The organism is Desulfobacterales bacterium, assembly GCA_029211065.1.
GTDB lineage: Bacteria > Desulfobacterota > Desulfobacteria > Desulfobacterales > JARGFK01 > JARGFK01.
On record JARGFK010000068.1, the window covers coordinates 1 to 25,598 of the forward strand.

A 25,598-nucleotide genomic window follows, 5' to 3' on the forward strand; every position below is an offset into this window, starting at 1 on the left:
GTATTACCGCGGCTGCTGGCACGGAGTTAGCCGGTGCTTCCTTCAGTGGTACCGTCAGTAAAATAGGGTGTTATCCTATCTTAGGTTCTTCCCACTTGACAGAGCTTTACGACTCGAAAGCCTTCATCACTCACGCGGCGTTGCTGCGTCAGGGTTTCCCCCATTGCGCAAAATTCCTCACTGCTGCCTCCCGTAGGAGTCTGGACCGTGTGTCAGTTCCAGTGTGGCTGATCATCCTCTCAGACCAGCTAACCATCGAAGCCTTGGTAGGCCGTTACCCTACCAACAAGCTAATGGTGCGCGGGCTCATCTCCAAACAGTAGTTTACATGTAGTGACCACCTTTGATCTTTAAAGCCGGGGCTAAAAAGATATTATTCGGTATTAGCATCGCTTTCGCAATGTTATCCCCAATTCGGAGGTAGATTACCCACGTGTTACTCACCCGTACGCCACTTTACTATCTTTAGCAAGCTAAAGAGTTCTCGTACGACTTGCATGTGTTAAGCACGCCGCCAGCGTTCATTCTGAGCCAGGATCAAACTCTCCAATTATACTTTTAAAAAGCTGTCTACGATAAGTAAACAACTTAAATTAACGTGGACCCAACTCAATTTCATCACTATTTAGTTTTCAAAGATCAAGAGACTGAAAAGCTTAATTTTAAGAATTTCAGTTTTATTCTAAAGAGAACAATGCGATTTTATTATAGTTGATAACTTTCTTTTGTCAACTGTTTTTTTCACCACTCAAAAAAAAAATTTTCTTTTTAAAGACCCGTGTTCCCGTCTCTAAAAAGAAAACGTTAAGTACACTTGCTTTGGGTGAATGTCAACTATAATTTTTTTAAAAGATCATTTTTTTACGCTTGATATTTTATTTTACTTTTTACTGCGTAAAGGGTGTTTATATTCCCAATCAGTTGCGATTGTCAAGCATTATTTTATTATTTTTTTAGCTTTATTTTGTGAAACCTTTTTTTGCCGGCCCGCAACAAAATTTCAGAATTAACAACGTCGTTAAGCGTTACCAGGTGGTCAGCGGAAGAAAGGCGTTCCCCGTTGACGTAGGCCCCTCCTTGTTCGATCAGCCGCCTGGCAGCGCCGCCGGAAGCTGCCAGGCCGGCGTTTTGGAACATCTTAAAGGCCGGTATGCCTTCACGGATCATGGCCTCCGCCACATCCGACTGCGGCACGGATTTATCATTAGACGGTGCGTTGCCTCGGGGAATCGTGCTGGACGGCACAATCTCATCCGGCACGACGCGCTCGCCAAACATGCTGGCTGCCGCCTGATACGCTTTTGCAGCCTCTTTGCGGCCATGGGCCAGGGCGGTGGCCTCGTACGCCAGGACAGCCTTTGCGTCGTTTAAATGGGCGCCGGAAAGTGACTTAACCGCGTTGATTTCTTCCAACGGCAAAAATGTAAACAGCGCCATAAAACGGGCAACGTCCCGGTCATCCGTATTGATCCAGTATTGATAATATTCGTAGGGCGGGGTCCGCTCCGGATCCAGCCATACAGCCCCTTTGTGGGTCTTACCCATTTTGATGCCGCTGCTGGTGGTAATCAGCGGGAATGTAACGCCGAACACCGTTTCCTGACGCATCTTTCGTACCAACTCAATCCCCGCCACAATATTTCCCCACTGATCAGCGCCCCCCATTTGAAGCCGGCAGCCGTAGTGGTCAAAGAGTTCCAGATAGTCATAAGCCTGCAACAGCATATAGTTAAATTCGATAAAATTAAGGCCTTCTTCGGATTCCAAACGCATTTTATAACTTTCGGCTTTGATCATCCGGTTGACGCTGAAATGCCGGCCGATATCCCGCAAAAATGGTATGTATTCCAGCTTTGTCAACCAATCGGCATTATTCAGCATCAACGCTTTGGCGTCCGTAAAATCGATAAATCGTGACAGTTGTTTTTTGATCCCGGCGGCATTCTCTTCAACCTTTTGCGGCGTCAGCAGCTGTCTCATCTCGGTCTTGCCGCTGGGATCTCCCACCAGACCTGTCCCTCCTCCTATAAGTGCAATAGGCCGGTGCCCTTGCCGCTGCATATGCGCAAGTGCCATAATCGGAACCAGGCTCCCCACATGCAGGCTCGACGCAGTGGGATCAAACCCGATGTAGCAGGTCCCTCCTCCCTGGGCGGCAAAATCATCCAACTCCGCTCCGTGGGTGGTTTGTTCAATAAAGCCTCGCTCGTTCAGTATGTCAATCACATTGGCCATTTCCGCTTCACCTTATTTATTTGCATATCCCACGGCCCGTGTTTCCCGTATCACCGTAACTTTGATCTGCCCCGGGAATGTTAAACATTCTTCTATTTTTTTGACGATATCCCTGCTCAGCAAAACCGCTTCTTCATCGGATACCGTCCCACTTTCCACGATAACCCGGATTTCTCTTCCGGCCTGAATCGCATAGGAGTTTGCAACACCCCGGAATGAATTCGATATTTTCTCAAGATCTTCCAGTCGCTTGACATAATTTTCAAGCAGTTCCTTGCGCGCCCCGGGCCGGGCCCCTGAAAGCCCGTCAGCTGCCTGGGTCAGCAAGGCATAGACCGTCTCCGGCGGCACGTCTTCATGGTGGGCGGCAATGGCATGAACGATCTTGGCGGATTCACCATATTTTTTAGCAAGCTTTGAGCCTATTAAGGCATGCGGGCCTTCGACCTCATGATCGACCGCTTTCCCCAAATCATGTAAAAGCCCCATACGTCTGGCCTGTTTCTGGTTCAATCCCAATTCGGACGCCATGATGCCGGTGAGAAAGCCGACTTCAACGGAATGCTGCAGGACATTCTGGGCATAGCTTGTCCGGAACTTTAAGCGCCCCACCAGTTTGATCAACTCGTTGTTAAGACCGTGAACACCCAAATCAAAAGCAGCCTGTTCGCCCGCCTCTTTGATTGTCTGGTCAACCTCCTGTTCCACCTTTTTGACGACATCCTCGATTCGGGCCGGATGGATGCGGCCGTCGGAAATCAATCGTAGCAGCGACAACCGGGCGACTTCCCGCCGAACCGGATTAAATCCCGAAAGAATGACCGCTTCCGGCGTATCGTCAATGATCAGATCGATGCCCGTTGCAGCTTCGAGTGCGCGAATATTGCGCCCTTCCCTGCCGATAATGCGTCCCTTCATCTCATCATTGGGAAGCGGCACCACCGAAACGGTTCGCTCGGCCACAAAATCACCCGCATACCTCTGTATAGCGGTTGAAATAATTTTTTTGGCCTTTTTATCAGCCTCCTCTTTTGTCTCGGTCTCAATCCGCTTAACGAGTTTGGCCCCTTCATAGCGTGCATCGTTTTCCATTGCCCGGATCAGCAGCTCCTTGGCCTGTTCAGCGGTTAATCCGGAAATTTTCTCAAGCTGTTTTTTCTGCTCTGAAATCAGTTCGTGAACCTTCGATTCATTTTTTTTTGTTTCGTTTTCACGATCACTCAACCGTCTTTCCCGCTGGGCCATCTCCAGTTCCCTGGCTTCGAACTGCTCATTCTTGCGATCAATATTCTCTTCCCTCGTTATCAATCGCTTCTCAAGTTTTTTGATTTCAGCGCGGGTTTCTTTGGTTTCAGCATCAAATTCGCTTTTCATTTTGAAAAGCTTGTCTTTGACCTCAAGATTTGCCTCTCTGATGAGCGTCTCGGACCTGAGTTTTGCGTCCGCTAAAATCCGGGACGCTTCCGATTGGGCCGCCTTAATTTTTTGCGAAACAATTTTTCCTTTGACCCAATACGCAATCATAAATCCGGCACCAAAGCCGACCAAAATTAATAATATATCAAATTCATTCATTATATTTCTCCCGAAGACCTGTTCGCCTTTTGGTTTGATAAAGAGCAATCGATGAAGACAATTCCAGCTAAGAAGGTTCAGCAGCTAATAGGCGGAAAAGTCTGTCTCTCAAAAAAATACGGAAAAATTATGGATTGAAACAATTGGGGACAAGATCGTCGGATACACGATAGGGGTAAGCGTTCTTTTTAAGACAAGTTTAATAAAAAACGGCTTACCTGAAGCTTTGATGGGATGTTGGTTTCTGTTTTTGAAATAAAACCCAATTAAGGGAAACCCCCACCACAGTGCCGTGTTGGCAGGCCTTTGAGCCAATTTTTAATTTGGGCACCTTGTAGTTTCTTCAGGCTTTTCTGTACGAGCAGAACTTGCACACCGAAACTAAGGCAGGTTCCCGTTCTTTGAATGTTGGGTCAAAGAACATCTTCCAATCACGAACACGGCAGGGGCTTACACTTTTATAAAACATTCAGGCACGGCACTTTTACATCACCCCGGCTGAAATAGCAGGGAGCAATTCTTTCGATGCCGGGAAACAGAAGGTTTTCACTAAGCAATGATCTGAAATACTGCATTGGTCAGAAACCATAAAAAATCTTGAAACCATTTAAGGCACCGTTTGGTCTAACAATCGAATCAGGTTCGTAGACCTTTCAGATATATCCCGCAATAATAAGGACTGATTCCGTTTCAACTCCACATGTTCACTGGTTATATTCAGCGCCGCTGAAATCAATATCGCGAGTTTTGATATGTCTGATGTCTGGTTCGTATGCTTACCTTCAACCTTGGCCACCTCGTTGACCAGATAGTCGGCAACCTCCCTGGCCTTTGCACCTTCAGATTCAGCTTTAAACGTATACGGGCGCCCAAAAAGTTGTATGGTAACAAACTGTTCCAATGCATCCCTTCCTAATCCAAGAATTACCGACCACTATTTGTTTGCCTCTGCAATATCCTCCAATTTAACCAACAGGCCATCAATTTTCGAACGGATCAGGTCCCTCTCCTTTGCATACTTTTTTTCGGCCTCAATTCGGCCCTGAAGCTCTGCATTTAAACCATCTATTTTAAGCTGAAGTTCACCATTTGTCGCTTCAAGTGCCTGAAAAGCCTTTAATAATTTTTCAACTTTCTTTTCTATCTCGTCAAATTGTCGTAATATGAGTTCGTTATCCAATCCTCCCCCTCGATTTACTTTTATTAATATAATCTTTCGTTTGCATCAAAGTCAAGTAGTTTTAGACACCCGCAGGCGCATGATCTTTTCAGCTGCGAGCAAATCCGGATAACTGTTGACCCCCATAACCTCGTCGCCATCATCACCGAACAATACCCCCACGACATGTTTTTTTCGATATCCAATTTCAATGATATCGGTCAGATAAAGCTCCCCTTGAACATTATTTGGCTTGATCTGCCGCAGTGAATCCGTTAAAAATTTCTTTGCGACACAGTAGATCCCGGCATTGACCGTTCGAATCTTTTTTTGTTCAGGCGTTGCATCCGCTTCCTCCACAATCTTGATCAGCCGGCGGTTTTCGTCAATCATAACGCGACCATATCCCTTGGGATTGCCGACCGTTACCGCTAAAAGTGACAAATCCCGTTTGGCTGCCTTATGATCATTTAACAAGCGCTGAACCGTTCCGGCACTCAGCATCGGCACATCCCCGCATAAAATAACGATCTCACGCACGGACTCAGGTATATAATCTAGCGCACACAGAACCGCATGGCCGGTCCCCAGCTGTTTGTCCTGATATGCAAAAGTCACTTCGGCATCAGCCGAAACAGCATCCATGACTTCTTGAGCCTGATGACCGACAACAACAATCACGTCGTTTCCGGCGATCCTCCGGGCCGTTTCAACGACATACCGAATCATCGGCCGGCCCAGCACCTTGTGCAAAACCTTGGCCATGTCCGACTGCATTCGTTTGCCTAAACCAGCCGCCAGAATGATAACGGCGACATTGCTGTTATTTCTTTCCATTAAAAACAACCTATCATTTTATACCCCCACAGCCATTGGGCAGAGCAAAAAGGGCAGACCGCTTTCTGGTCTGCCCTTTATCTTCATATTGCATGCGCTTTCCCCTGTGCCTGGAACCATTCGGACAAAATCAGAGCCGCGCAGCGCGTTCTTCAGATTACGAGGTCCTTATGGCAGTAATCTTAAGTCGGTTCAAGGCCCTTTCCATGGCAGCCCTGGCCCTTTCCCTGTCGATGGTTTCATCATCTTTTGCCAATCGTTCCTGGGCCCGCTGCAGGGCGGATTTTGCCCGTTCGACATCGATATGGGCCCTGCGCTCGGCCGATTCGGCCAATATGGTTACTTTATCGGGAAGGGCCTCAGCAAATCCCCCGCTGATAAAAACGAATCGTTCCTTACCGTTTGCATCAACATAGCGGACGGTTCCCAGTTTGAGCGTGGTCATGAACGGCGTATGCCCTATCAGGACACCAAATTCACCCAATGCCCCCGGCGCCATTACGATACGGACGTCTTCGCTGACGACAGCCTTTTCGGGCGTAACAATCTCTAATTTAATGTTTCCAGCAGCCATACCTTTTTCCTCGTACGCCTATTCACTTTCAGACATCTGTTTGGCTTTTTCTTCCACTTCTTCAATGCCGCCTACCATGTAAAAAGCCTGCTCCGGATGCTCATCGTGCTTGCCTTCACAAATTTCTTTAAAACCTCTGATGGTGTCTTCAATTTTGACATATTTCCCGCTTTTACCCGTAAAGGCCTCGGCCACATGGAAAGGCTGCGATAAGAAGCGCTGTATTTTTCGAGCCCGGGAAACGGTTATCTTGTCCTCATCGGACAACTCCTCCATTCCCAGAATAGCAATAATGTCTTGTAACTCTTTATATTTTTGCAATATTTTCTGAACGTCACGGGCAACCCGGTAATGTTCTTCACCGATATAGGCCGCATCCAGAATTCTAGATGTGGAGTCCAGGGGGTCAACGGCCGGATAAATCCCCAGTTCAACGATCTGCCGGGACAAAACGACTGTTCCGTCCAGATGCGCAAACGTCGTTGCCGGTGCAGGGTCTGTCAGGTCGTCGGCCGGAACATAGACGCACTGGACCGCCGTAATTGACCCCTTATCGGTTGACGTAATCCGTTCCTGCAACTCGCCCAGGTCAACCGCAAGCGTCGGTTGATACCCCACCGCCGAAGGCATGCGCCCGAGCAGCGCCGAAACTTCAGAGCCTGCCTGGGTAAATCGAAAAATATTATCAATAAAAACAAGAACATCCTGGCCTTCTTCATCCCGGTAATACTCTGCTGCGGTCAATGCGGAAAGCGCCACGCGCGCCCGGGCGCCCGGCGGTTCGGTCATCTGTCCATATATCAAGGCCGCCTTGGGCAATACCCCGGAGTCTTTCATTTCATGATAGAGGTCATTTCCTTCGCGGGTGCGTTCGCCCACCCCGGCAAACACGGAGATGCCGCCGTGCTGCATGGCAATATTGTGTACCATTTCCATCATGATAACCGTTTTGCCGACCCCGGCGCCGCCGAACATGCCCATTTTTCCACCCCGGGGAAACGGAACCAGCAGGTCAATAACTTTCACCCCGGTTTCAAGAACCCGAACGGTCGTATCCTGTTCGGTAAACTTGGGGGCCGCCCGGTGAATCGGCATCATTTTTTCCTGGCTGACAGGTCCCAGGCCGTCCACCGGTCTGCCGACCACGTTCAGAACGCGTCCCAGCCCGGCTTCGCCGACGGGCATCATGATGGGCATTCCGGTATCTTTGACGGGCTGTCCCCGCATCAGACCATCGGTAACATCCATGGCAATGGTTCGGACCACATTGTCGCCCAGGTGCTGGGCCACCTCAACCACCAGGTTGTCCGGTTCTTCGTTGATGGAAGGATTCGTGATCAGCAGCGCGGTATAAATTGTCGGCAGCTTTCCCTGCGCAAATTCCACATCAACAACAGGCCCCATCACCTGCGTTATCTTTCCGATATTCTCACCCATTTATTGACCTCCTATAAAACAATGTGCGTAATTTAATTTTTCATCCTTTAAGCGCTTCAGCACCCCCCACAATATCCATCAACTCTGCCGTAATGGCCGCCTGACGAGCCTTGTTATAGGCCAATGTCAAGTCTTCAATCATATCATTACAGGCCTTGGTGGCGTTGTCCATGGCCGTCATGCGGGCGGCATGTTCGCTGGTGGATGTCTCCAGCAGGGCCCGATACAATTGCACATAAATATTTCTCGGCAGCAAATCACCCAGCAGTTCTTCGGGGGAAGGCTCGCAAATATGCTCCGGCATATACGGCTTGTCATCAGCAGCGGCCTCCACCACAGCCGGTGCAATCGGAGGAATCGGCAGGAGCTGCTTCAACGTCGGCTGCTGGCGTGCCACACTGACAAATTCCGAGTAGATAATGAAAACCTCATCATAGGTTTTCTTCAGGTATTCGTCCACCATCTTGCGGCCGGACGTGGCAGCGACATTAAAACCGATCTTTCCGCCGACAACGCCCAGATGCGCGTCGACGATCGCCGATTTTTTTTTGCGGCACCAGTTTCGTCCTTTCTTGCCGAAGTTGGTAAAAGAAATCTTTACGTTTTGTCCTGATTTTTCCTTTAAAAACGTTTCGGCCATTGAAACGAGGTTGGTATTAAATCCACCGCAAAGCCCCCTGTCGGAAGTACATAAAATCATATGGACCGATTTGACTTCTTCCCGGGGCACCAGTAAGGGGCTTGCTTCTTCACCCGATTTGTCGGCCAGGCTGCCCAGCACTTCTGTAAACTTCTGGGCGTAAGGTCGAAACCCCTCCATGTCTTGCTGGGCGCCGCGCAGCCGTGAGGCTGCCACCATGTTCATGGCCCGTGTTATCTGTTTGGTTTTTTTGACCGCGGATATCTTCGTCTGGACATCTTTTAGCGTTGTCATACAACTCAGCCCTTATGGAACATAATTGGAATCATAAAAAAACGTGATACAGGTTCAGGTCCGAAGGCGCCATCATCAGCGACGCCCATAAAAAAACAACCGGATCGCTTTTACTTGATGGTATCCTTAAATTCCTCGTCATATGCTTTCAGCGCTTCGGTCATTACTTTATTCAGATCTTCCGATATGGCTTCTTTCTCGGCGATCTCGGTAAATATCTGGGGATAGCGCTCTTCGATAAACGGATACAGACCGGCCTCATATTTCGCCAGAACATCAAGGGCGTATTTATCGAGAAATCCCTTGGTGCCGGCGTATAATATGCAAACCTGCTTTTCCAACGACAACGGCTGATATTGCGGTTGTTTCAATATTTCAACCAGCCGGGCGCCCCGGGTCAATTGCCGTTGGGTAGACGCATCCAGATCGCTGCCGAAGGCTGCAAAGGCTTCAAGTTCACGGTATTGGGCCAAGTCGAGCCGCAAGGTCCCCGCCACCTGCTTCATGGCCTTGACCTGGGCGCTGCCGCCGACTCTGGAAACCGATAGACCCACGTTGATGGCCGGCCGGATACCGGCAAAGAAAAGACTCGGTTCCAGGTAAATCTGACCGTCGGTAATGGATATAACATTGGTCGGGATGTAGGCTGAAACGTCCCCGGCCTGGGTTTCAATAATCGGAAGAGCGGTCAGCGATCCAGCGCCCAATTCGTCATTCAATTTAGCCGCCCGCTCCAGCAGGCGTGAATGGTTGTAGAAAATATCGCCGGGAAAAGCCTCGCGTCCGGGCGGACGTCTTAAGAGCAGGGATACCTGCCGATAAGCGACCGCCTGTTTGGATAGGTCGTCGTAAATAATCAGGGCATGCTGTTTTTTGTCGCGGAAATATTCGCCCATGGCGCATCCGGCATAGGGCGCGACATACTGAAGGGTGGCCGGGTCGCTGGCGCAGGCCGCCACGACCGTGGTGTATTCCATGGCCCGATGCTTTTCAAGAACGGCCACGACCTGGGCGACTGTGGACTTCTTCTGGCCGCAGGCGACATAAATGCAGTATACGCCACGGCCCTTCTGGCTCAAGATCGCATCGATGGCCACCGCTGTTTTTCCGATCTGGCGGTCGCCGATGATGAGTTCGCGCTGGCCGCGTCCCACCGGTGTCATGGCATCGATGGCCTTAAGACCGGTATACATCGGTTCATGAACGCTTTTTCTGGCGATAACGCCCGGGGCGACCATTTCGACCCTGCGGAACTCCTTGGCATCGATGGGCCCCTTGCCGTCAATGGGTTCACCCACCGCTGAAACCACCCGGCCCAGAACAGCCTCGCCGACAGGGACCTGGGCGATACGGCCGGTGCGTTTGACCATATCACCTTCCTTGATATGGATGTCCTCGCCCATAATGGCAACGCCCACGTTGTCTTCTTCAAGGTTGAGCACCAGCCCCAAAATATTTCCGGGGAACTCCACCAGCTCCATCGCCATGACCTTCTCTAAGCCATAGACCCTGGCGATGCCGTCGCCCACCGACAAGACAACGCCGGTTTCGCTTAATTCAACCTTCTTGTCATAATCCGTAATCTGCTCCCTGATAATTTGACTTATTTCTTCAGCTCTTAATTCCATTAGACACGCTCACCCCTTTTTAAAGATTCTCTCATGTTGAGTAATTGGGTCTTGATACTGCCATCCAAAACGAGATCCCCGATCTTCGTGACAAGGCCGCCAATCAGGCCCGGGTCTTCAGCTACTTCAAGAACAACTTCCCTGCCTGTCAATTTCGACAGGGCGCTGCGGACTTTTTCAATGGTTTCGGATGAAAGCCCCATGGCCGAAACCAAGCTGGCACGCGCCACGCCCTTTAATTCATCGGCCAGTTTCTGGTAGAATTCATTAATATTGCCTAAAAACCCAATGCGTCCCTTGCTAAACAACAACAGAAGAAACGAAGACATCACGCGCGAAAGCTTTAAGCGCTTTATGACTTCCTGCAAAACCTTTTCCCGGCTGGCAGCATTGTAAAGCGGGTTGCAGATCGTTTGCGCCAGCACTTTTTCACGCTCAAGCAGTTCAGTCACGCCCCCAAGCTCTTTTCGGTATGTTTCCGTTTGACCATCCTCTTTACCGATCAGCAGAAGCGCCTTGGCATATCGACGGGCTATAGCCAGATTTTTCACTATACCACCACCTTCTCTATGTATTCATCCACCAGTTTTTTCTGATCATCGGGCGTAATCCGGTTTTTTATCTTTTCTTCAGCCTTGATAAGAGCCTTTTCCAGTATCTCACCCTTTAACTTCACTTTTGCGATTTCAAACTCATGATCGATATTGCGGCGCGCCTGCTCCTCAACCTTGTGGGCAGCCGTCTTTGCCTCCTGGATAATCCGTCCCCTGGCCTCTTCCCCCTGCCTTACATACTCCGCTACGATCTTCTCAGCCTCTTGGTCAAGTTGCATCAATCGTTCTTCGTATTCAGCCAGTAATTTTTCAGCCTCTTTTTTTCTGATCTCCAGATCATGCAGTTGGTCTTGTATGCCTGTTATCCGGTTTTTAAGCACCTGTGAAACGGGCTTTCGCAGCAAAATAAAGAGGATCACGGCCAGGACCACAAAATTCATGACCCGATATGTGTCGGTGGCCACCCATCCTTTGGTGGCCGAGTCGGCGCCGGAGGCGCTCCAGGCAACCCCCACGGTGCAGGTCAACACAAATATCAATGTGATCACAACAGCAAAAAGATACGGCCGGCGGCTAAGGTCAATATTCATGAAGCAGACCTCCCTAAAATTTTGCGCTCAATCTCTTCGGCAAACACCTCGATTTCCTGTTGAAGTGTTTCACGGACGTCTTTGGCGTCCTTGGCAATTTTTTCGCGAATGGCAGCGATCTCAGCCTGTGCCTTTTCGTTGATTTTAGCGATGATCTTTTTTTCCTCTTCAGCCGCAGCCTGCAGTAAAGCGTCTTTTTCCATCAGTCCCCGTTTGCGGGCATCCTTTATTCCCAGTTCAAAAGACGCATCTTTTTCTCTGGAGTCCCGGGTATAGGTATCGATATTGTTTTCAAGGCCGGCAATCTTTTCGTTTCTTTGGCGTAAAACTTTTCGGATTGGGATGTATAAAACGGTGTTTAAAATCCAGATAAGGAAGACAAAATTGATGATCTGTATTACAACGGATCCATCAATAACGATCATTGGAAAGCCTCCATGGGGATGATTTTATTGATAAAAAGCACCTGTTCCGTCACAGTGAAAATTAAGTCTGTTCCAAAGGAGTTTTTTTATACCAGCCCAAACGGATTGTCAAAGGTTTTTTTAGGTCAAAATCCATAATTTAGGCAACCGTCTTTGCGGCAGAATCTTTTTTCGCAGGAAGCAGGATGGTGCGTCCCGTCATTTCGCAATTTCCGTTAAACACGACACCGGACTCAATTGAAATCGTTGGGGCCTTGATACCCCCCATCACACAGGCCGGCGGAAAAATTTCCAATTTGTCCCGCGCTTCGATATTGCCGTTTACCGCTCCGGTAATAATCGCAGCATCAACAATGATATCCGCATGGATGACCGCGTGCTCGCCGACAATCAACGTGCCCTCATCGCTGTGGATGGTCCCTTTCACATTCCCATCCACCCGGATAGTCCCCCGGAATTCAATATTTCCTTCCACACTGACTTCGGGCCCCAAAAAAGTGGATATCATGTCCTTTTGCTTGTCTTTTTTCATTCTACCTCCAGTTGACTTTCCGAAACCGTATCTAAAATCCCCCTAAAAAACAAGTTCGCAATCTTTAAAACTGAAAATCGTTACACATTCGTAAAAAAATCCTAAATCCGGCGTATCTTCTACTGCAGGTATTTAGCCGCGCTTTATCGAGATAAAATTACTGGATCTCCGCCTGCGAGGCTGTGTCGCATTGTTAAAAACGCTTTTTTTCTTCACGCCATACCGGACTTGATCCAGCACCCAGGAACACATGTAATTAAAACATTCTGGTTTCCGAATCGTGCCCGGAATGACAATAAAGACTCATTTCCGACTTTTTACGAAACCATCAATAATGTATTTCTACTCGATCATAAACCGCCGCATACTGACATTTAAAAGCAAACCGATACACATCATCATGGTGACCACCGATGAACCGCCATAGCTGATCAGCGGCAGGGGCACCCCGACAACCGGCATCAGGCCCATCACCATCCCCAGGTTGATAAAAACCTGCCAGAATATCATCGCCGTAACGCCCACCGCAAGAATCGTCCCAAACGGTTCTCGGCATCCCTGGGCGACATTCAGGCCCCATACAATCAGCATCAGAAAGAGCAGCAGCAGCAGCAGCGACCCCACAAATCCCCACTCTTCCGCCAGAACGGAAAATATAAAATCGGTATGCTGCTCGGGCAGGAATTCAAGTGCATTTTGGGTCCCTTTCAGAAAACCCTTGCCGAATATCATGCCGGACCCAATGGCAATTTTTGACTGGATAATATGGTATCCGGCCCCCAGGGGGTCGCGGTCTGGATTTAAAAAGGTCAATATCCGCTTTTTCTGATACACCTTTAAAAAGAAAAACCACACCAGGGGAAGGGCTGTGGTGGAAGTGGCGATGATCCATATGAGTGCGCGCCGATCAATCTTAACAAAAATGGTCATGGAGGCAACAATTACGACCACCAGCAGGGCCGTACCCAAATCGGGCTGGCCGACAATTAAGGCAAACGGAATAGCGGTCACAATCATGGGGTAAACCAGTTCCCGGATACCCAATCCGATGGTGTTAACAACCTTGGCGTAATATCTTGCCACAACAATAATAACGGCGATCTTTATGAGTTCCGACGGCTGGATTGAAACCGGGCCGAGAGCCAGCCAGCGCCGGGATCCGCCGACATACTTTCCGAAAATCAGAACTGCAATTAAGAGCAGAACGCAGAAGATATAAAGCGGCAGCGACCAGCGCTCCAATATCTTGTAATCGAATAAAAAGCAGGCGACCATCACCACCAGACCAACACAAAACCAGATCAGCTGTTTCAGACTCAATACCCTTTGGGGATCCGACATCCCTGCGGTTACCGCACTATAAAGAATGATCAGTCCGATGATCCCCAGCAAAAGGGTCAGTCCCAACAGCCCCCAATCAAAATACTGCACCAATCTGCGATCAAACATAACTGTTCCTTTTGAAATGGCTTCACGTTTTACGGCTGCAGCGTCGCATGGAGCGGGGAGTTATTGGATTTCCTGTCAGCAAAAAAAACTTTCAGGACCTCCCTTGCAATTGGGGCAGCCACACTCCCCCCGCCTTCGCCATGTTCGACAATCACAGCAACCGCTATCAGCGGGTTTCGGGACGGCGCGTAGGCCACAAACCAGGCATGCGGTTTAATGACCGGCGCTTTTTTTTTGTCTGCCGCATCGTCCTGTTTGCGTCCCACCACTTGCGCTGTTCCGGTCTTGCCGCTGACTTCAACCCCGGGAATTTGGGCGTTCCTTGCCGTTCCCGTAGGGGAATTCACCACCTCCCACAATCCCTTTCTGACTATATCAAGGGTACGCCGGCTCACGGGCAGCTTTCCCCTGGACTGCATTTCACTGTCTAAAACGATTTTCCCCTCGGCGGTTTCGATCTGTTTCAATATCAGCGGCCGGTAGAGGGTCCCGCCGTTGGCCACAGACGAAGTCAAGACCAACATCTGCAGCGGCGTTGCCAGGTTGTACCCCTGCCCAATGGCCACCGAAAGCGTTTCGCCCCGCTGCCACTCAACGCCGGTGCGGTTCTTTTTCCAGTTTGCCGTCGGTACCAGGCCGATGGCTTCATTGTCAAGGTTGATTTCGGTTGGAGAACCCAGTCCGGACGCCTTGGCATACCAGCCCAGGCGATCCACCCCCAGCTTCAAACCGGTCTGATAAAAAAAGACATCGCAGGATTCCGACAAAGCCTTGATAACATCCACTGTGCCGTGTCCGCCTTCTTTCCAACAGCGGAATTCACGGTCCCCAAAATTATAGTATCCGGGACAAAAAGCGGTGGTGTCCTCATCGATGACCCCCTCTTCCAGAGCGGCCATAGCGGTTACAATCTTATAGGTCGAAGCAGGCGGGTACTCGCCCTGGAGGGCTTTATTTTCCAGCGGCCGTTGCGGATTGGAAACCAGCGCTTCCCATTGTTCGTGGGACATGCCGCTGACAAAATCATTCTGGTCAAAAGAGGGATTGCTGGCCAGCGCCAGAATCTCTCCGCTGGCAGGGTCCATGGCAATAACAGCGCCCGCACGTCCCAATAAAAGCTCCTCGGCTTTTTTTTGCAACCTTGTATCGATGGTCAGATAGACATTGTGCCCCGAGGTCGCCTCAACCGTTTTTAAAACCCGGACCACCTGCCCGGTTGCGTTCACCTCGACCTGGCGCCCCCCACGTTCCCCCCGCAGATAGCGTTCGTAGGTTTTTTCCACTCCAAACCGGCCGATAAAATCTCCGCCCTTGTTTTCCAGGTATTTTCCGCTTTTGAGTTCTTCAGCGTTAATTTCACTAAGGTATCCCACCAGGTGGGCGGCGCTGTTTTGGTTGATGTAATGCCGGCGGGCTTCAACATTTACGCCGACACCGGGCAAATCAAATTTGTGGACCTCAACCCGTGCCAAGGCATCTCTGCCGATATCCTGCTTCAATAAAATGGGGGTATAGGCTGAATAACCTTTGGTCCGCAATATTTTAGACTGCAGTTCTTCCAGCGGGGCCTCCAGGAAATATGTCAGCCTGACGAGGGTTTTTTCAAGCGGTTTGGCATCTTTTGTGATGATGCTAAGATCAAATGAAGGGCGGTTGTCCACCAGCAGTTCGCCGTTGCGGTCAAAGATTAGCCCCCGTGGCGGTTTGATGCTTTGCAGCCGGATGCTGTTGTTTTCCGAAAGGCGTCGGTATTCCTCGCGTTCAATGACTTGAAGAAAAAAAAGACGCACAAACAGCACCACAAAGGCAGCCATAACGCAAAGTATAAACCCCTTTAATCTTTGCCGAAACCAGTTGCTGTCGGCAGTCCGCAGGAATTGGTCCAAAGCTAACCTCTCAAACGAATGCGTCGCCGCATGATATCAATCCTGTCATGTCAGGATTCCTGTTCTTTCACCACCGCCACAATGCGGCTTGCCCACCCGCTCCATTTGCGATGGGCGACAGATATGGCGATGATCAAAACAGGCCCCGTAATGAGCGCCCACAGCAGCTGCGTTACGACCCGATCCCCCCACCCCGGGGGCAGTTCGGATGCTTCACCCAGCCAGAGGATGGTCGCAATGATAATTAAGTTCTCTACCAGGACGCCGGCAGCCACCACGATCAGCCATAGCCCCTTATTGCCTGCATGCAGAAAGGTGACAAACCATCGGGTCACGACAAACATCCAGAAATAAGTCGTCAGAAATATGCCGAAAGGCCCGCCCGAAAGACTGTCCTGCATAAATCCGAGCAGCAAAACAAAGGGGATGCCTTCACGGGCCGGCCGATATAAACCGAGGTAAAAGACAAAAGGAATCAGCATGTCGTAAAATTGATCGAACATTGAAAAATAAGGCATCAAAGTCGTCTTAAGGATGACGAAAATCAGACTCAAAAACATGTAAAAAAGAAAGTTCATCAATCATTCGCCGATACTGATTCCGGGACGCTCAAAATGACCAGAACCTCTTCAAGCTTTTCAAAATCCACATATGGCGTTACCGCGACCTCTTGAAAAATACCCGAATTACGCTTGATAACGCCGGAGACATAGCCGATTTGAAGACCCTTGGGATAAACACCGTCCAGCCCGGAGGAAACAACCGCATCCCCGACTTTGACGTCATGCTTTCGCAGGACATACTTCAAAAAGCATTGATCCGCTGATTTGCCTTCGATAATTCCCCGGGCGCGGGTGCGCTGCACCAGTGCGTCCACCGCACTGTTCTGGTCGATAATCAAAAGAACCTTTGATTGGTGCGCAGAAGCCTCGGCGATCTGTCCGACAATCCCTTCGGATATCACCACCGGCTGGCCTTTGGATAAGCCGTCGGCCTGGCCTTTGTCGATAACAACGGCTTTAAACCAGGAAGAAGGATCTCTGCTGATGATTTCGGCTGCGATAAAGCTGCCTGTCATGTTTTTGCGGAAATTCAGCAGCTCGCGCAGCCGCATGTTGGACAGCTCGACTTCCACAAGTTGATTGTTTTTTTGAACGGCCTCTTTCAACAGCTCTTTCAGGACTTGGTTTTCTTCGGTCACCGAAACAAGCGCGAAATAATGCGACCATATGTTTTTACAAAACCGAACCGAACGGGTGACAGCTTTCTGGAAAGGGGCCACAATAGCAAGGGCGATTCGACCCGGCACATACGCTTTTTTGTGATGCCGGGTTGAAAGGGAGAGGACTATGATGTTGACCGTGACAGCCACCACCAGGCCAACAATCATCACCGTCTTTCGTGAGAACATGCAACTATTTAATAACTACCTGTTTAAGGATTTCAATGCTGTCCAGAACTTTTCCTGAACCGTACGCGACTGTTGATAAGGGGTCTTCCGTAATCGTGATGGGCAGACCACTCTCTTCCTTGAGAAGCTTATCAAGATTTTTTAACAGCGCACCGCCGCCGGTTAAAACAATTCCCCTGTCGACGATGTCGGCCGCCAGTTCCGGCGGCGTCTGCTCCAGGGCAATCTTTACCGTTTCCACGATGGCTTCGATCTGTTCGGATATCGCGACCCGGATTTCTTCAGAATCAATGGCCAGAATTTTAGGGATCCCCGATACCAAGTCCCTTCCCTTAACCTCGATTGTCTCAAGGTCGTCCGGGTCCGGATAGGCGTTTCCGATGGTTGTCTTGATAATCTCGGCGGTTCTTTCACCGATCAACAGATTATATTTTCTTTTGATGTACTGCGTAATCGCAGCGTCCATTTTATCGCCGGCCACCCGCACGGATCGGCTGTAAACGATACCGGCCAGGGAAATAACGGCGACTTCGGTGGTGCCCCCGCCGATGTCCACCACCATATTGCAGGTCGGTTCCGTGATGGGCAGGCCGGCGCCGATGGCCGCCGCCATCGGCTCCTCGATCAGAAACACCTCACGCGCGCCGGCGGATTCAGCCGACTCCCTGACCGCCCGCTTTTCAACCTGGGTAATGCCGGAGGGGACCGCGATGATAATTCGAGGGCGTACAAATGTACGGCGGTTATGGACCTTGTGGATGAAATGGCGCAGCATGGCCTCGGTTACCTCAAAATCCGCGATAACACCGTCCCGCATCGGACGAATGGCCACGATATTCCCGGGGGTTCGTCCCAACATCTTTTTGGCTTCAGTGCCGACAGCCAGGACCCGATTTTTCAGCCTGTCGTCGGTTCGAACGGCAACCACGGAAGGTTCGCTCAACACGATCCCCTTTCCTTTGACGAAAACCAGTGTGTTTGCAGTCCCCAGATCAATGGCAAGATCACTGGAAAAAATACCCAACATTGCATCAAAAAAAAGATTCATAACCCCTCATTATCGGTACACGCTGCTTGCACCTGTATTTTAGTTGATATTCCGTCGTTTGATAAATTCCGGCTGTTTTCCCCCGGGTGCCGGAAATGTCCCTTATCGGTCTGAAACAGAGTTTATTGAAAAGAAATAACTATCAAAATTATATTTTCAATACAAGAAAAATATCAACCGATACATTTCATCACAGCATCATGAAGCACCGGCCGGAATTCCCGGATCCGGATATTGTCACTGGAGGGGTGCACCCGGTTGGTCAGAAGGACGACAATGACGGAGCGTTCCAGGTCCATCCAGAAAGACGTACCGGTAAATCCCAGGTGGCCGACGCTTTTTTTTGAGAAACGCCGGCCGCAGCTCGCGCCGGTTTCCGCCGGCGCATCAAACCCCAGCGCGCGTTCAGCGCCCGGGGGTCGGTTCAGAAACGTCCGGACCATCGCCGGTCTGAATATTGGCGTTTTTTGGCGTCCCTGGTAGATGGACAGAAGGGTCGCCAGCAGACCATAAACTTCCCCGGCGGTTCCAAACAAGCCGGCGTGCCCGGCAATCCCCCCCATCACAAAGGCGTTGTCGTCGTGGACAGCCCCCTTTAACAGCACCCCTCGCCAGGGACAGTTTTCCGTAGCGGCATACCGGGTTTTTCTGCGATCCGCAGCCAGATCGATAAAGTGCATATTTTTCAAACCAAGCGGCATGAATATCATTCCGGTGACAAACCGGTCCAGTCGCTGCCGTGTTGTGCTTTCAACGACCCATTGGAGGATCATAAACCCCAGGTCGCTGTAAAGCGTCTGTTTTCCGGGGGGATGGAGCAGCGGTTCTTGGAGTAAAAACCGCCTCAGCTTTTCCTGACGTTTTTCAGGGGAAATATTTCGCAGTGTTTCGAAATATGGACGGTAATCCGGAAGCCCTGAGTCATGGGTCAGCAGCTGCCGGATCGTTATTAACGCTTTATCGGTCTTCCCAAATGGCGGCAATATCCTGCCAAGGGTGTCGTCCAGTTTCAGTTTGCCTGCCTGTATCAGACTCATGAGCGCCGGCGTGGTAGCCAAGGGTTTGGTAAGGGACGCCAGATCAAAGATCGTCTCCCGGGTCATCTTCCGGCCGGCATATATATCGGCCCGGCCATAGGCTTGAAACATCCGAACGCTGAGATTTTTGGAAACATGCAGCACCCCTCCCGGAAAAATTCGATCCGCCACCGCCTGCTGCATGAGTACGTCTACCGGTTTCAATGCAGCGGTCATATCGGCATCAGATTTTTTTTGAGAGGCACGTGGGTTGGCATCCATATTGAAAACTAATAAGCCATTGTGGAAGCATCGTGAAATAACAACAGGTTTGCGTTTGCGTCCAGTGTTGCCTTCAGGCCGACCGGGATCGTCGGGTTGCCGCATACATGACCGAAGTCGAATCCGGCCAAGATGGGAAACTTTGCACCTCGGAAAATCTCGGCGGCTACTTCATAAACATCCTTTTTTTTGCCGCACTTTTTAAATGAGCCCATAACAAGGCCGGCAAGGCCTTTGAAACATCCGGCCAGTTTCATCTGTATCAGCATGCGGTCCAAGCGGTAGGACGCCTCGTTGATTTCTTCAAGCATCAGGATGTGGCCTTCAAAAACAGGGGCAAACGGCGTTCCCAGCAGATGCGATAGGGTCGTCAGATTTCCCACCAAAACCGGTCCGGACGCTTTCCCCGCCTGGATGACCACCGCATCTTGTGAAGTCAGCCGGATCTTTTCGGCCGATGCAATCGCCCCATACAGGGCCTTGCGGGCCTTCTGCGTTGCAGTGGCCAGGGTCGTAACCATCGGCCCATGAAAACCAACCAGGCCGCAGCGGTTATAAAATACCGTCAGCAAGGCGGTGACGTCGCTGAAGCCAACGAATACTTTCGGGTTTTTCCGGATGGCCTTGTAATCCAGCAGCGTCAGCAGCCGCAAGGACCCGTAGCCGCCCCTGGCACAGATAATCGCCCGCACGGTTTTGTCCCTGAAAAGGGAATTGATCCGTTCGGCCCGATCAACGTCCGTTCCGGCCAGATACCGCTTCTTTTCAAAAACGCCATCCGGCACATATGGGAAAAATCCCATTTTTTCCAGCACCTTAAGCCCCTGATTAAACGCTTTCCGGTCAAAGGGGCTGGCCGGGGCAACCACTCCGATTTTATCGCCCGGTTTGAGCCGGGCGGGTATCAGCAATTTTTTCTTGTTTGAATTCATACGCCAAAATACCTATCTTTCCATCACCTGTTTAGCTTGACAGGTCATATTGAACATGTTAGGAATCTCGAACTAGTCGGGGCGTAGCGCAGTCTGGTAGCGCACTTGAATGGGGTTCAAGGGGTCGGAGGTTCAAATCCTCTCGCCCCGACCAGAAACATAAATAATAAAAGGCACTTGTTTTTACAAGTGCCTTTTTGTTTATCGGATAAAAAACGCAAAAGTTACGCCTTCCCGTTAAGAAGGAACGCGCTGAATTGAGTTTCAGATAGACCGGAACCACCCCTTTCAGACCGACCGGCACAATAATTAACCTTCATGTTTCCCAGACCCACGTCAGGCGTGTGGAGGCCAGTGGAGCGAAAATAGCAATCCTAAGAAAATTCGTATATTTTTTGGCTCCGACAGATCACGAGGACTATCATAGCCACGGCTGGTATCAATGCCAGTACCGAAAAGATGCCTCTAGGATAGTACAAGATAAATAGCGCCACCAGGAGGACTAAAAACCTTGCAGGAAGGTCATGCCTTTTATGTTCAAAAAGCTTACCGTGGATGGCGGCAGCTGCCGTCATGCATCCGATCATTAGCGCACCCAGAGCAGCCAGTTGTGCTAAACCAGGCTCCAACAACAAAATATCCCAATTGAAAATCGCGAATGTGAGGAAGAAAAATGGAATAGATATTTGCAGCGTTACCATCATCGTCTTCATAAAGGAGGCCCCTGAAATACGGGAAGCAACCGCAGCTACGAGTGAGGTTGGTGGCGAATATTCGGATATTACCGCTACGAAAAACAAGAAGAAATGAGCTATCCAAGGGTTGATCCCGATTCGTGTCATCGGCGGGATGACTATCACGGCTGAGATTATGTAACAGGCCGACGGAGGTATTCCCAGCCCTAAGAAGACCCCAATTACGAACCCCATTCCGATAAGGGCTACGACATGGAATTCTCCGACCGTCATCAGTAGCCCCATTAGTTTAAGCATCCATCCACTAACCACGAACAGATTTATCATCACCCCGAGCATGGCGAGCAAGAGAACGAGCGGAGCGGTGACCCCGGCAAATGCCTCTATGGCTCGGCGCAAACACCTACCCCATTCCTTTATCTTATCTGAAATCGTCCCAGGATGGAGATACATTCTGATTCCGGAGGCGGTGATAAAGAGACCGATCGCAATGTTAAGTGCAGCTCGTGATGCATCATACCAAAGGACACCCATCAAATAGATCAAAACTCCGATAAAGGTGAAGAAAATAACTGTGTTGACCACCTCTGTTTTGGAGACTTTTTCGATAATGGCAACCAGTTCTTTTGGGCTACTTCCCCTTCCCCGCACGAAGCGTGTTGTAAAGAGGAAAACCGATAGGGATATGATAGCAAAGAAAATGAGTGCCGGCGCCCATCCTCGAGCGATAACCTCGAAATATGTCACGCCGAGAAAGTCAGCCATGAGGAAACCGGCTATTGCCATGACGGGTGGCATGAGCAAGCCTCCTAGCGAAGCTGAAGCTTCCACAGCACCGGCGTAAAGAGCGGGGAACCCTGCTTTCTTCATCAACGGTATCGTGTACTGCCCGGTTATGGCTGCATTCGCTGCCCCCGATCCACTACAGGTAGCGATAGCCATCGAAGTCACCACCGCCGTTTGTGGAATGAGGGTTCTATGCTTACCAAGTATCCCGACGAAAGTTTTGACAATAGATTCTTGAACACCAAATCCCTGGGCAATGCCCAAAAACATGAAAAATGCCGCGATAACGCCTACCCCGGTTTGGGCATACGTTCCAAATAGGCCCAATGCGATCTCAACGGAAGAGGATGTGATTACTCTTGTCCAGGAGATTCCGGGATGACCGAGTATACCTGGGAAAATCCACCCGTAAACGGAATAGAACATGAGAAACAGGATGAGATAAAAGAGCACACGATGTTCCCGTCTGGTATATTCGATTACGAGACCCAGCATCATCACTCCTACGATTTTGTCGGGGGTGTTGAAGAAACCCGCTCTGTCATAAATGAGGGCGTCAAACTCCACTCTCATATATATTATGGAAAAGATGCACATAGCGATGTACACGCCGGCTATGGCAATATTGGGTTTAAGTCCTAGACGGGGATATGGCAGCTCTCCGACGACGAAGGAATTCAATACCCACAGCACGTATGCTATTGGGACTAAAGTTATGGCCAGGAGCGTTGTCCCGCCTAGGCCGGTTGTGAAATAATGTAGCGAAAAACCTAAATATACGATAGTGGCTATAAGATAAGAGGGGATTAAGAATTTACGCATTTCAGATAGTGACTGTGCTTGATCTATCAACGGATTTTTTTCCATCTATTCACTCCCTAACGGTATGACTCAAGAGGTAGTGAGCTCACCCCTTATTGGCATTTTAAAGGGGTGAGCCCACTACTGTAGACCCGGAATACTACTCCGTAATATGAGTGGAGAGAGAATTAAGCGTTTTTTTGACTTAACGAAGTAGTAATAACGGCCGCTTACTTTTCCCAAAAACTTCAGCGCGCTTTAGCTTTCATCGTCTTTATCGCTGCCGCGATCGTCTCCTCGGTAGCTATTACCCAGGACGGGTCCCATAAGCCCTTTTCCTTCAGATATTTCGCCAATCCCGGATGTACGGGAATCTCGGGTATGCTCTTGATTCCCTTGACTTGGAACCCGGCGAAGTCTTTGGCCAGTGGTCCGAAACCAGCGTCTATCTTAGTTAGCATAGCCGCTTCGGCTTCAAATACTTTGAGTGCTTTATAAACGCCCTCTGCCGGGAAATTGAGCCCGTGGTGGTAACCGAAGTAAAAAGGCACGCCATAGAGTTCATCCACTCCGAGGTCTCTGGTATACGCTTTCTTCATGTTGATCTTCTCGGGGGTAAAACCGGCCGCTGTTAGCTTCTTGATTTGTTCCGGGGATGGGTTCACTCCCTGCAGGGGAGTGGCCACATCAAGCACCTTAATCCAGCTGGCCAGCGATACCAAAGCCGTTGTGTAAGATGCGGTGGCGTCTATGGTTCCTGCTTTGAGAGCATCCGCAACCTTTGAGGCATCAACTTCGACGTGCTTGATCTTCAGACCATTGATGTCCCCCATAGCTCTGAAGATGTTGATATGGTTCATATATCCCGCCTTCGTCATATAGATCTTCTTGCCGTCCAAATCCGACCAGCTGCGATATTTGTCTTTGTTCTCCGGTAAAGTCAATATATGTGTTTCCATGGTGTAGCTCCAGAGAGACTGCACCGGCATTTGCTTTACGTTGGGTTCAAAGCCCTCAAATGGTTTGGTAAACGAGTATAATTTTCTCAATCCCGGCTCGGCCGAATACGTGCTTTCCAGCTCACCCACTAAAAAGCTTTTCATGTTAGCGGTGGTTGAAACGTATGGGTAAACGGTAACGTCGTAATCCGGCATACCCCTTCGCAAGAAATCTGACATGAAAGCGGATACTCTATAACCATAGGCAGATGGATCAGAGCACCCCCATCTCCACATTTTTTTTTCGGCAGCTGCCGCACCGCCAGGTAAAGCAAATGCCGATATTAAAACAACAGCCAATCCTAAAATCAATCCCAACTTAAGCTTCTTCATTTTTACCTCCTTTTGGCTTTATTCCTGATTAAGCATCTTAGCATCCCGAACTATCTACACCCAAAAACACCACCTCTAAACACCACCTCCTTTGCCGCTTTAATAGGATGTTTATTTTTCCACAGATTCAAAACCAGATTTGCCTCGTCCGGATTCTCGTAGTGCAACCCTTTCCGTCTCCTTCCCATTAAAAAGGCATGGCCACTCCACGCGTACCGGTCCAATTCGTCTATGCTCTTCACTGCCTAAGCCCGCAGAGGGTTTAAATGGATGTAGCGAACAAGCTCCAATAACTACGGCTCCTTTTCACAAACGATGGACTTATACCGATTTTGAAAGAGATGGCCGCTTCTATGATATTTTCGGTTATATAGGATTAAGAATTCCCTTTATGAGTTCGGAATAAGGGTCGATAATTAAAGTTGTGTGCTATAACAGGAGAATCCCAATATGTAATAGGGCCGGATATCAATCAGTAACCATGCCGCGGCAACCTCTTACTTGTATTCAGCTAACGGATAGCGGTCGTATTGTCAAGGAGATATTTTTCTCCAAACCGGCTGAAATGATAGGTGGGCATAGGAAGCCATTTCAAAGCCTCAGATCAGGCTTGAGAGCAAGGCGTCACACAGCTATCAGGCCTCAGATGGGGTTTTGAAATGGCTTCAACGCTCAATCAGGGTTTTATTCTGCGCGCATTGCTCTCCGGATAGGTATATTCCATGTGTCGGGCCGTGGCCCTGGCAATCTTTTCGCCGAAGTAGCGCGCCACCACCTTGAGGGCCATGTCGATGCCTGCCGAGATCCCTGCCGACGTGAACACGCGGCCGTCTTCGACCACATGTTTTTCAAATTCCACCGTCACCGCCGGAAAGGAATCCCGCATCCATTCCAGCGACCGCCAGTGGGTGGTCGCATGCAGCCCGTTCAGCAGCCCGGCAGACCCCAGCAGCATCGATCCGGTGCAGACCGACGTCAGGGTTTCAACTTCCCCGGCGCGCGCGCGCAGCCATTCCAGCATGACCGGGTTGTTTAATTCCCTGCGCGTGCCCCAGCCCCCGGGAACAACCAGGATGTCAAGCCGTGGACAGTCCGCGAATGTGTAATGCGGAACGACGTTTATGTTGCCCGTCGTCGTGACAGGATCGGAATGCTCAGCCACCAGCAGCACTTCAAAGGGCGACGGTTCTTCCCGCCGCTTCTCCTCGTTAAGCCGGGTAACCGAGAAAACTTCAAACGGCCCGCAGAAATCAAGCACTTCGATGTTTTCAAAAAGAACGATCCCGACACGTTTCCGCTCCATCTTTTCCCCCCTCTGGTTGCATCCAATAAATAGCGATATTATAAACTGTTTTCCGTCTTTCCGTCTTCCCGGCTTAACAGTTTATTTTTATTTCACTCGAACCCTAGTGTCTCGTCAACCATCAATTGTCGGATAGAGGCGGCGTAGTTTTATCCTGGCATCCTCGGCAGTGAATTGC

At 49.9% G+C, this 25,598-nt stretch carries 23 protein-coding genes, 1 tRNA gene, 1 rRNA gene and 1 other RNA gene; 1 reads left to right on the forward strand and 25 read right to left on the reverse strand.

Going from position 1 to position 25,598, the window contains the following annotated elements; all coding sequences use genetic code 11:
* The 22 genes from P1P89_14820 to P1P89_14925 form a co-directional block, all read right to left on the reverse strand.
* Positions 1-553: ribosomal RNA gene (locus P1P89_14820) — 16S ribosomal RNA — on the reverse strand; the annotation flags it as partial.
* A 392-nt stretch (positions 554-945) separates the two neighbouring features.
* Positions 946-2,235: a tyrosine--tRNA ligase gene (tyrS, locus tag P1P89_14825; protein ID MDF1592788.1), complete on the reverse strand. Its 1,290-nt coding sequence runs from the start codon at positions 2,233-2,235 to the stop codon at positions 946-948.
* A gap of 12 nt (positions 2,236-2,247) precedes the next feature.
* Positions 2,248-3,810 carry a ribonuclease Y gene (gene rny / locus P1P89_14830; GenBank protein ID MDF1592789.1) on the reverse strand — a complete coding sequence of 521 codons (1,563 nt, stop codon included), beginning with the start codon at positions 3,808-3,810 and terminating at the stop codon, positions 2,248-2,250.
* 272 nt (positions 3,811-4,082) lie between these two features.
* Positions 4,083-4,262, reverse strand: a non-coding RNA gene (gene ssrS / locus P1P89_14835) — 6S RNA.
* 155 nt (positions 4,263-4,417) lie between these two features.
* A complete protein-coding gene (locus P1P89_14840; GenBank protein MDF1592790.1) occupies positions 4,418-4,711 on the reverse strand; it encodes a cell division protein ZapA in 294 nt (97 codons plus the stop codon).
* Positions 4,712-4,744: 33 nt separating this feature from the next.
* On the reverse strand, positions 4,745-4,990 hold the full coding sequence (locus P1P89_14845) for a hypothetical protein (GenBank protein MDF1592791.1): 246 nt from the start codon (positions 4,988-4,990) through the stop codon (positions 4,745-4,747).
* Between the two features lie 51 nt (positions 4,991-5,041).
* Positions 5,042-5,806: an NTP transferase domain-containing protein gene (locus P1P89_14850; GenBank protein MDF1592792.1), complete on the reverse strand. Its 765-nt coding sequence runs from the start codon at positions 5,804-5,806 to the stop codon at positions 5,042-5,044.
* Between the two features lie 157 nt (positions 5,807-5,963).
* Complete coding sequence (locus P1P89_14855; protein ID MDF1592793.1) at positions 5,964-6,380, reverse strand: F0F1 ATP synthase subunit epsilon; 417 nt, start codon at positions 6,378-6,380, stop codon at positions 5,964-5,966.
* A gap of 18 nt (positions 6,381-6,398) precedes the next feature.
* Positions 6,399-7,817: a F0F1 ATP synthase subunit beta gene (atpD, locus tag P1P89_14860; GenBank protein ID MDF1592794.1), complete on the reverse strand. Its 1,419-nt coding sequence runs from the start codon at positions 7,815-7,817 to the stop codon at positions 6,399-6,401.
* A 40-nt stretch (positions 7,818-7,857) separates the two neighbouring features.
* Positions 7,858-8,751 (reverse strand): ATP synthase F1 subunit gamma, encoded by an 894-nt coding sequence (gene atpG, locus P1P89_14865; GenBank protein MDF1592795.1) that lies wholly within the window; start codon positions 8,749-8,751, stop codon positions 7,858-7,860.
* Between the two features lie 110 nt (positions 8,752-8,861).
* Complete coding sequence (atpA, locus tag P1P89_14870; GenBank protein ID MDF1592796.1) at positions 8,862-10,379, reverse strand: F0F1 ATP synthase subunit alpha; 1,518 nt, start codon at positions 10,377-10,379, stop codon at positions 8,862-8,864.
* The gene (atpH, locus tag P1P89_14875; protein ID MDF1592797.1) at positions 10,379-10,930 is read right to left on the reverse strand and encodes an ATP synthase F1 subunit delta; all 552 of its coding nucleotides are present in this window, start codon (positions 10,928-10,930) and stop codon (positions 10,379-10,381) included. The genes atpA and atpH overlap by 1 nt, the downstream gene beginning before the upstream one ends.
* Entirely contained in the window at positions 10,930-11,523 is a 594-nt protein-coding gene (locus tag P1P89_14880; protein MDF1592798.1) for an ATP synthase F0 subunit B, read from the reverse strand. Before P1P89_14880 ends, atpH begins: the two co-directional genes overlap by 1 nt.
* Entirely contained in the window at positions 11,520-11,948 is a 429-nt protein-coding gene (locus P1P89_14885; GenBank protein MDF1592799.1) for an ATP synthase F0 subunit B, read from the reverse strand. Before P1P89_14885 ends, P1P89_14880 begins: the two co-directional genes overlap by 4 nt.
* Positions 11,949-12,087: 139 nt before the next feature.
* Positions 12,088-12,480, reverse strand: coding sequence for a polymer-forming cytoskeletal protein (locus tag P1P89_14890; protein MDF1592800.1), 393 nt, complete (start codon positions 12,478-12,480; stop codon positions 12,088-12,090).
* Between the two features lie 342 nt (positions 12,481-12,822).
* Positions 12,823-13,929 carry a rod shape-determining protein RodA gene (gene rodA / locus P1P89_14895; GenBank protein MDF1592801.1) on the reverse strand — a complete coding sequence of 369 codons (1,107 nt, stop codon included), beginning with the start codon at positions 13,927-13,929 and terminating at the stop codon, positions 12,823-12,825.
* A 29-nt stretch (positions 13,930-13,958) separates the two neighbouring features.
* A complete protein-coding gene (gene mrdA, locus P1P89_14900; protein ID MDF1592802.1) occupies positions 13,959-15,815 on the reverse strand; it encodes a penicillin-binding protein 2 in 1,857 nt (618 codons plus the stop codon).
* Positions 15,816-15,865: 50 nt separating this feature from the next.
* Positions 15,866-16,393 (reverse strand): hypothetical protein, encoded by a 528-nt coding sequence (locus P1P89_14905; GenBank protein ID MDF1592803.1) that lies wholly within the window; start codon positions 16,391-16,393, stop codon positions 15,866-15,868.
* Positions 16,393-17,205, reverse strand: coding sequence for a rod shape-determining protein MreC (gene mreC, locus P1P89_14910; protein ID MDF1592804.1), 813 nt, complete (start codon positions 17,203-17,205; stop codon positions 16,393-16,395). Before mreC ends, P1P89_14905 begins: the two co-directional genes overlap by 1 nt.
* Positions 17,206-17,230: 25 nt before the next feature.
* On the reverse strand, positions 17,231-18,274 hold the full coding sequence (locus P1P89_14915) for a rod shape-determining protein (protein MDF1592805.1): 1,044 nt from the start codon (positions 18,272-18,274) through the stop codon (positions 17,231-17,233).
* A gap of 173 nt (positions 18,275-18,447) precedes the next feature.
* Complete coding sequence (locus tag P1P89_14920) at positions 18,448-19,527, reverse strand: serine hydrolase (protein ID MDF1592806.1); 1,080 nt, start codon at positions 19,525-19,527, stop codon at positions 18,448-18,450.
* A 53-nt stretch (positions 19,528-19,580) separates the two neighbouring features.
* Positions 19,581-20,504, reverse strand: a complete 924-nt coding sequence (locus P1P89_14925; GenBank protein ID MDF1592807.1) for an LD-carboxypeptidase — start codon at positions 20,502-20,504, stop codon at positions 19,581-19,583.
* Between the two features lie 77 nt (positions 20,505-20,581).
* On the opposite strand from P1P89_14925, the gene P1P89_14930 reads away from it, so the two are divergent.
* Positions 20,582-20,658 (forward strand) — tRNA-Pro (locus P1P89_14930).
* A gap of 220 nt (positions 20,659-20,878) precedes the next feature.
* Here P1P89_14930 and P1P89_14935 read toward each other — a convergent pair.
* From P1P89_14935 to P1P89_14945, 3 genes are all read right to left on the reverse strand, one after another.
* Positions 20,879-22,852, reverse strand: coding sequence for a TRAP transporter fused permease subunit (locus P1P89_14935; protein ID MDF1592808.1), 1,974 nt, complete (start codon positions 22,850-22,852; stop codon positions 20,879-20,881).
* Between the two features lie 182 nt (positions 22,853-23,034).
* On the reverse strand, positions 23,035-24,117 hold the full coding sequence (locus P1P89_14940; GenBank protein ID MDF1592809.1) for a TAXI family TRAP transporter solute-binding subunit: 1,083 nt from the start codon (positions 24,115-24,117) through the stop codon (positions 23,035-23,037).
* 676 nt (positions 24,118-24,793) lie between these two features.
* Positions 24,794-25,420: a DJ-1/PfpI family protein gene (locus P1P89_14945; GenBank protein ID MDF1592810.1), complete on the reverse strand. Its 627-nt coding sequence runs from the start codon at positions 25,418-25,420 to the stop codon at positions 24,794-24,796.
* Positions 25,421-25,598 lie beyond the last annotated feature (178 nt).

Bases quoted from the DNA above. Each gene is read 5' to 3' on its own strand.
- mreC (MDF1592804.1), bottom strand. From the start codon at position 17,205: ATGATTGTTGGCCTGGTGGTGGCTGTCACGGTCAACATCATAGTCCTC.
- P1P89_14905 (MDF1592803.1), bottom strand. From the start codon at position 16,393: ATGAACTTTCTTTTTTACATGTTTTTGAGTCTGATTTTCGTCATCCTT.
- P1P89_14945 (MDF1592810.1), bottom strand. From the start codon at position 25,420: ATGGAGCGGAAACGTGTCGGGATCGTTCTTTTTGAAAACATCGAAGTG.
- P1P89_14885 (MDF1592799.1), bottom strand. From the start codon at position 11,948: ATGATCGTTATTGATGGATCCGTTGTAATACAGATCATCAATTTTGTC.
- P1P89_14915 (MDF1592805.1), bottom strand. From the start codon at position 18,274: ATGAATCTTTTTTTTGATGCAATGTTGGGTATTTTTTCCAGTGATCTT.
- P1P89_14855 (MDF1592793.1), bottom strand. From the start codon at position 6,380: ATGGCTGCTGGAAACATTAAATTAGAGATTGTTACGCCCGAAAAGGCT.
- atpG (MDF1592795.1), bottom strand. From the start codon at position 8,751: ATGACAACGCTAAAAGATGTCCAGACGAAGATATCCGCGGTCAAAAAA.
- rny (MDF1592789.1), bottom strand. From the start codon at position 3,810: ATGAATGAATTTGATATATTATTAATTTTGGTCGGCTTTGGTGCCGGA.
- atpD (MDF1592794.1), bottom strand. From the start codon at position 7,817: ATGGGTGAGAATATCGGAAAGATAACGCAGGTGATGGGGCCTGTTGTT.
- rodA (MDF1592801.1), bottom strand. From the start codon at position 13,929: ATGTTTGATCGCAGATTGGTGCAGTATTTTGATTGGGGGCTGTTGGGA.
- P1P89_14935 (MDF1592808.1), bottom strand. From the start codon at position 22,852: ATGGAAAAAAATCCGTTGATAGATCAAGCACAGTCACTATCTGAAATG.
- P1P89_14940 (MDF1592809.1), bottom strand. From the start codon at position 24,117: ATGAAGAAGCTTAAGTTGGGATTGATTTTAGGATTGGCTGTTGTTTTA.
- P1P89_14890 (MDF1592800.1), bottom strand. From the start codon at position 12,480: ATGAAAAAAGACAAGCAAAAGGACATGATATCCACTTTTTTGGGGCCC.
- P1P89_14920 (MDF1592806.1), bottom strand. From the start codon at position 19,527: ATGACCGCTGCATTGAAACCGGTAGACGTACTCATGCAGCAGGCGGTG.
- P1P89_14925 (MDF1592807.1), bottom strand. From the start codon at position 20,504: ATGAATTCAAACAAGAAAAAATTGCTGATACCCGCCCGGCTCAAACCG.
- tyrS (MDF1592788.1), bottom strand. From the start codon at position 2,235: ATGGCCAATGTGATTGACATACTGAACGAGCGAGGCTTTATTGAACAA.
- atpA (MDF1592796.1), bottom strand. From the start codon at position 10,379: ATGGAATTAAGAGCTGAAGAAATAAGTCAAATTATCAGGGAGCAGATT.
- P1P89_14850 (MDF1592792.1), bottom strand. From the start codon at position 5,806: ATGGAAAGAAATAACAGCAATGTCGCCGTTATCATTCTGGCGGCTGGT.
- P1P89_14880 (MDF1592798.1), bottom strand. From the start codon at position 11,523: ATGAATATTGACCTTAGCCGCCGGCCGTATCTTTTTGCTGTTGTGATC.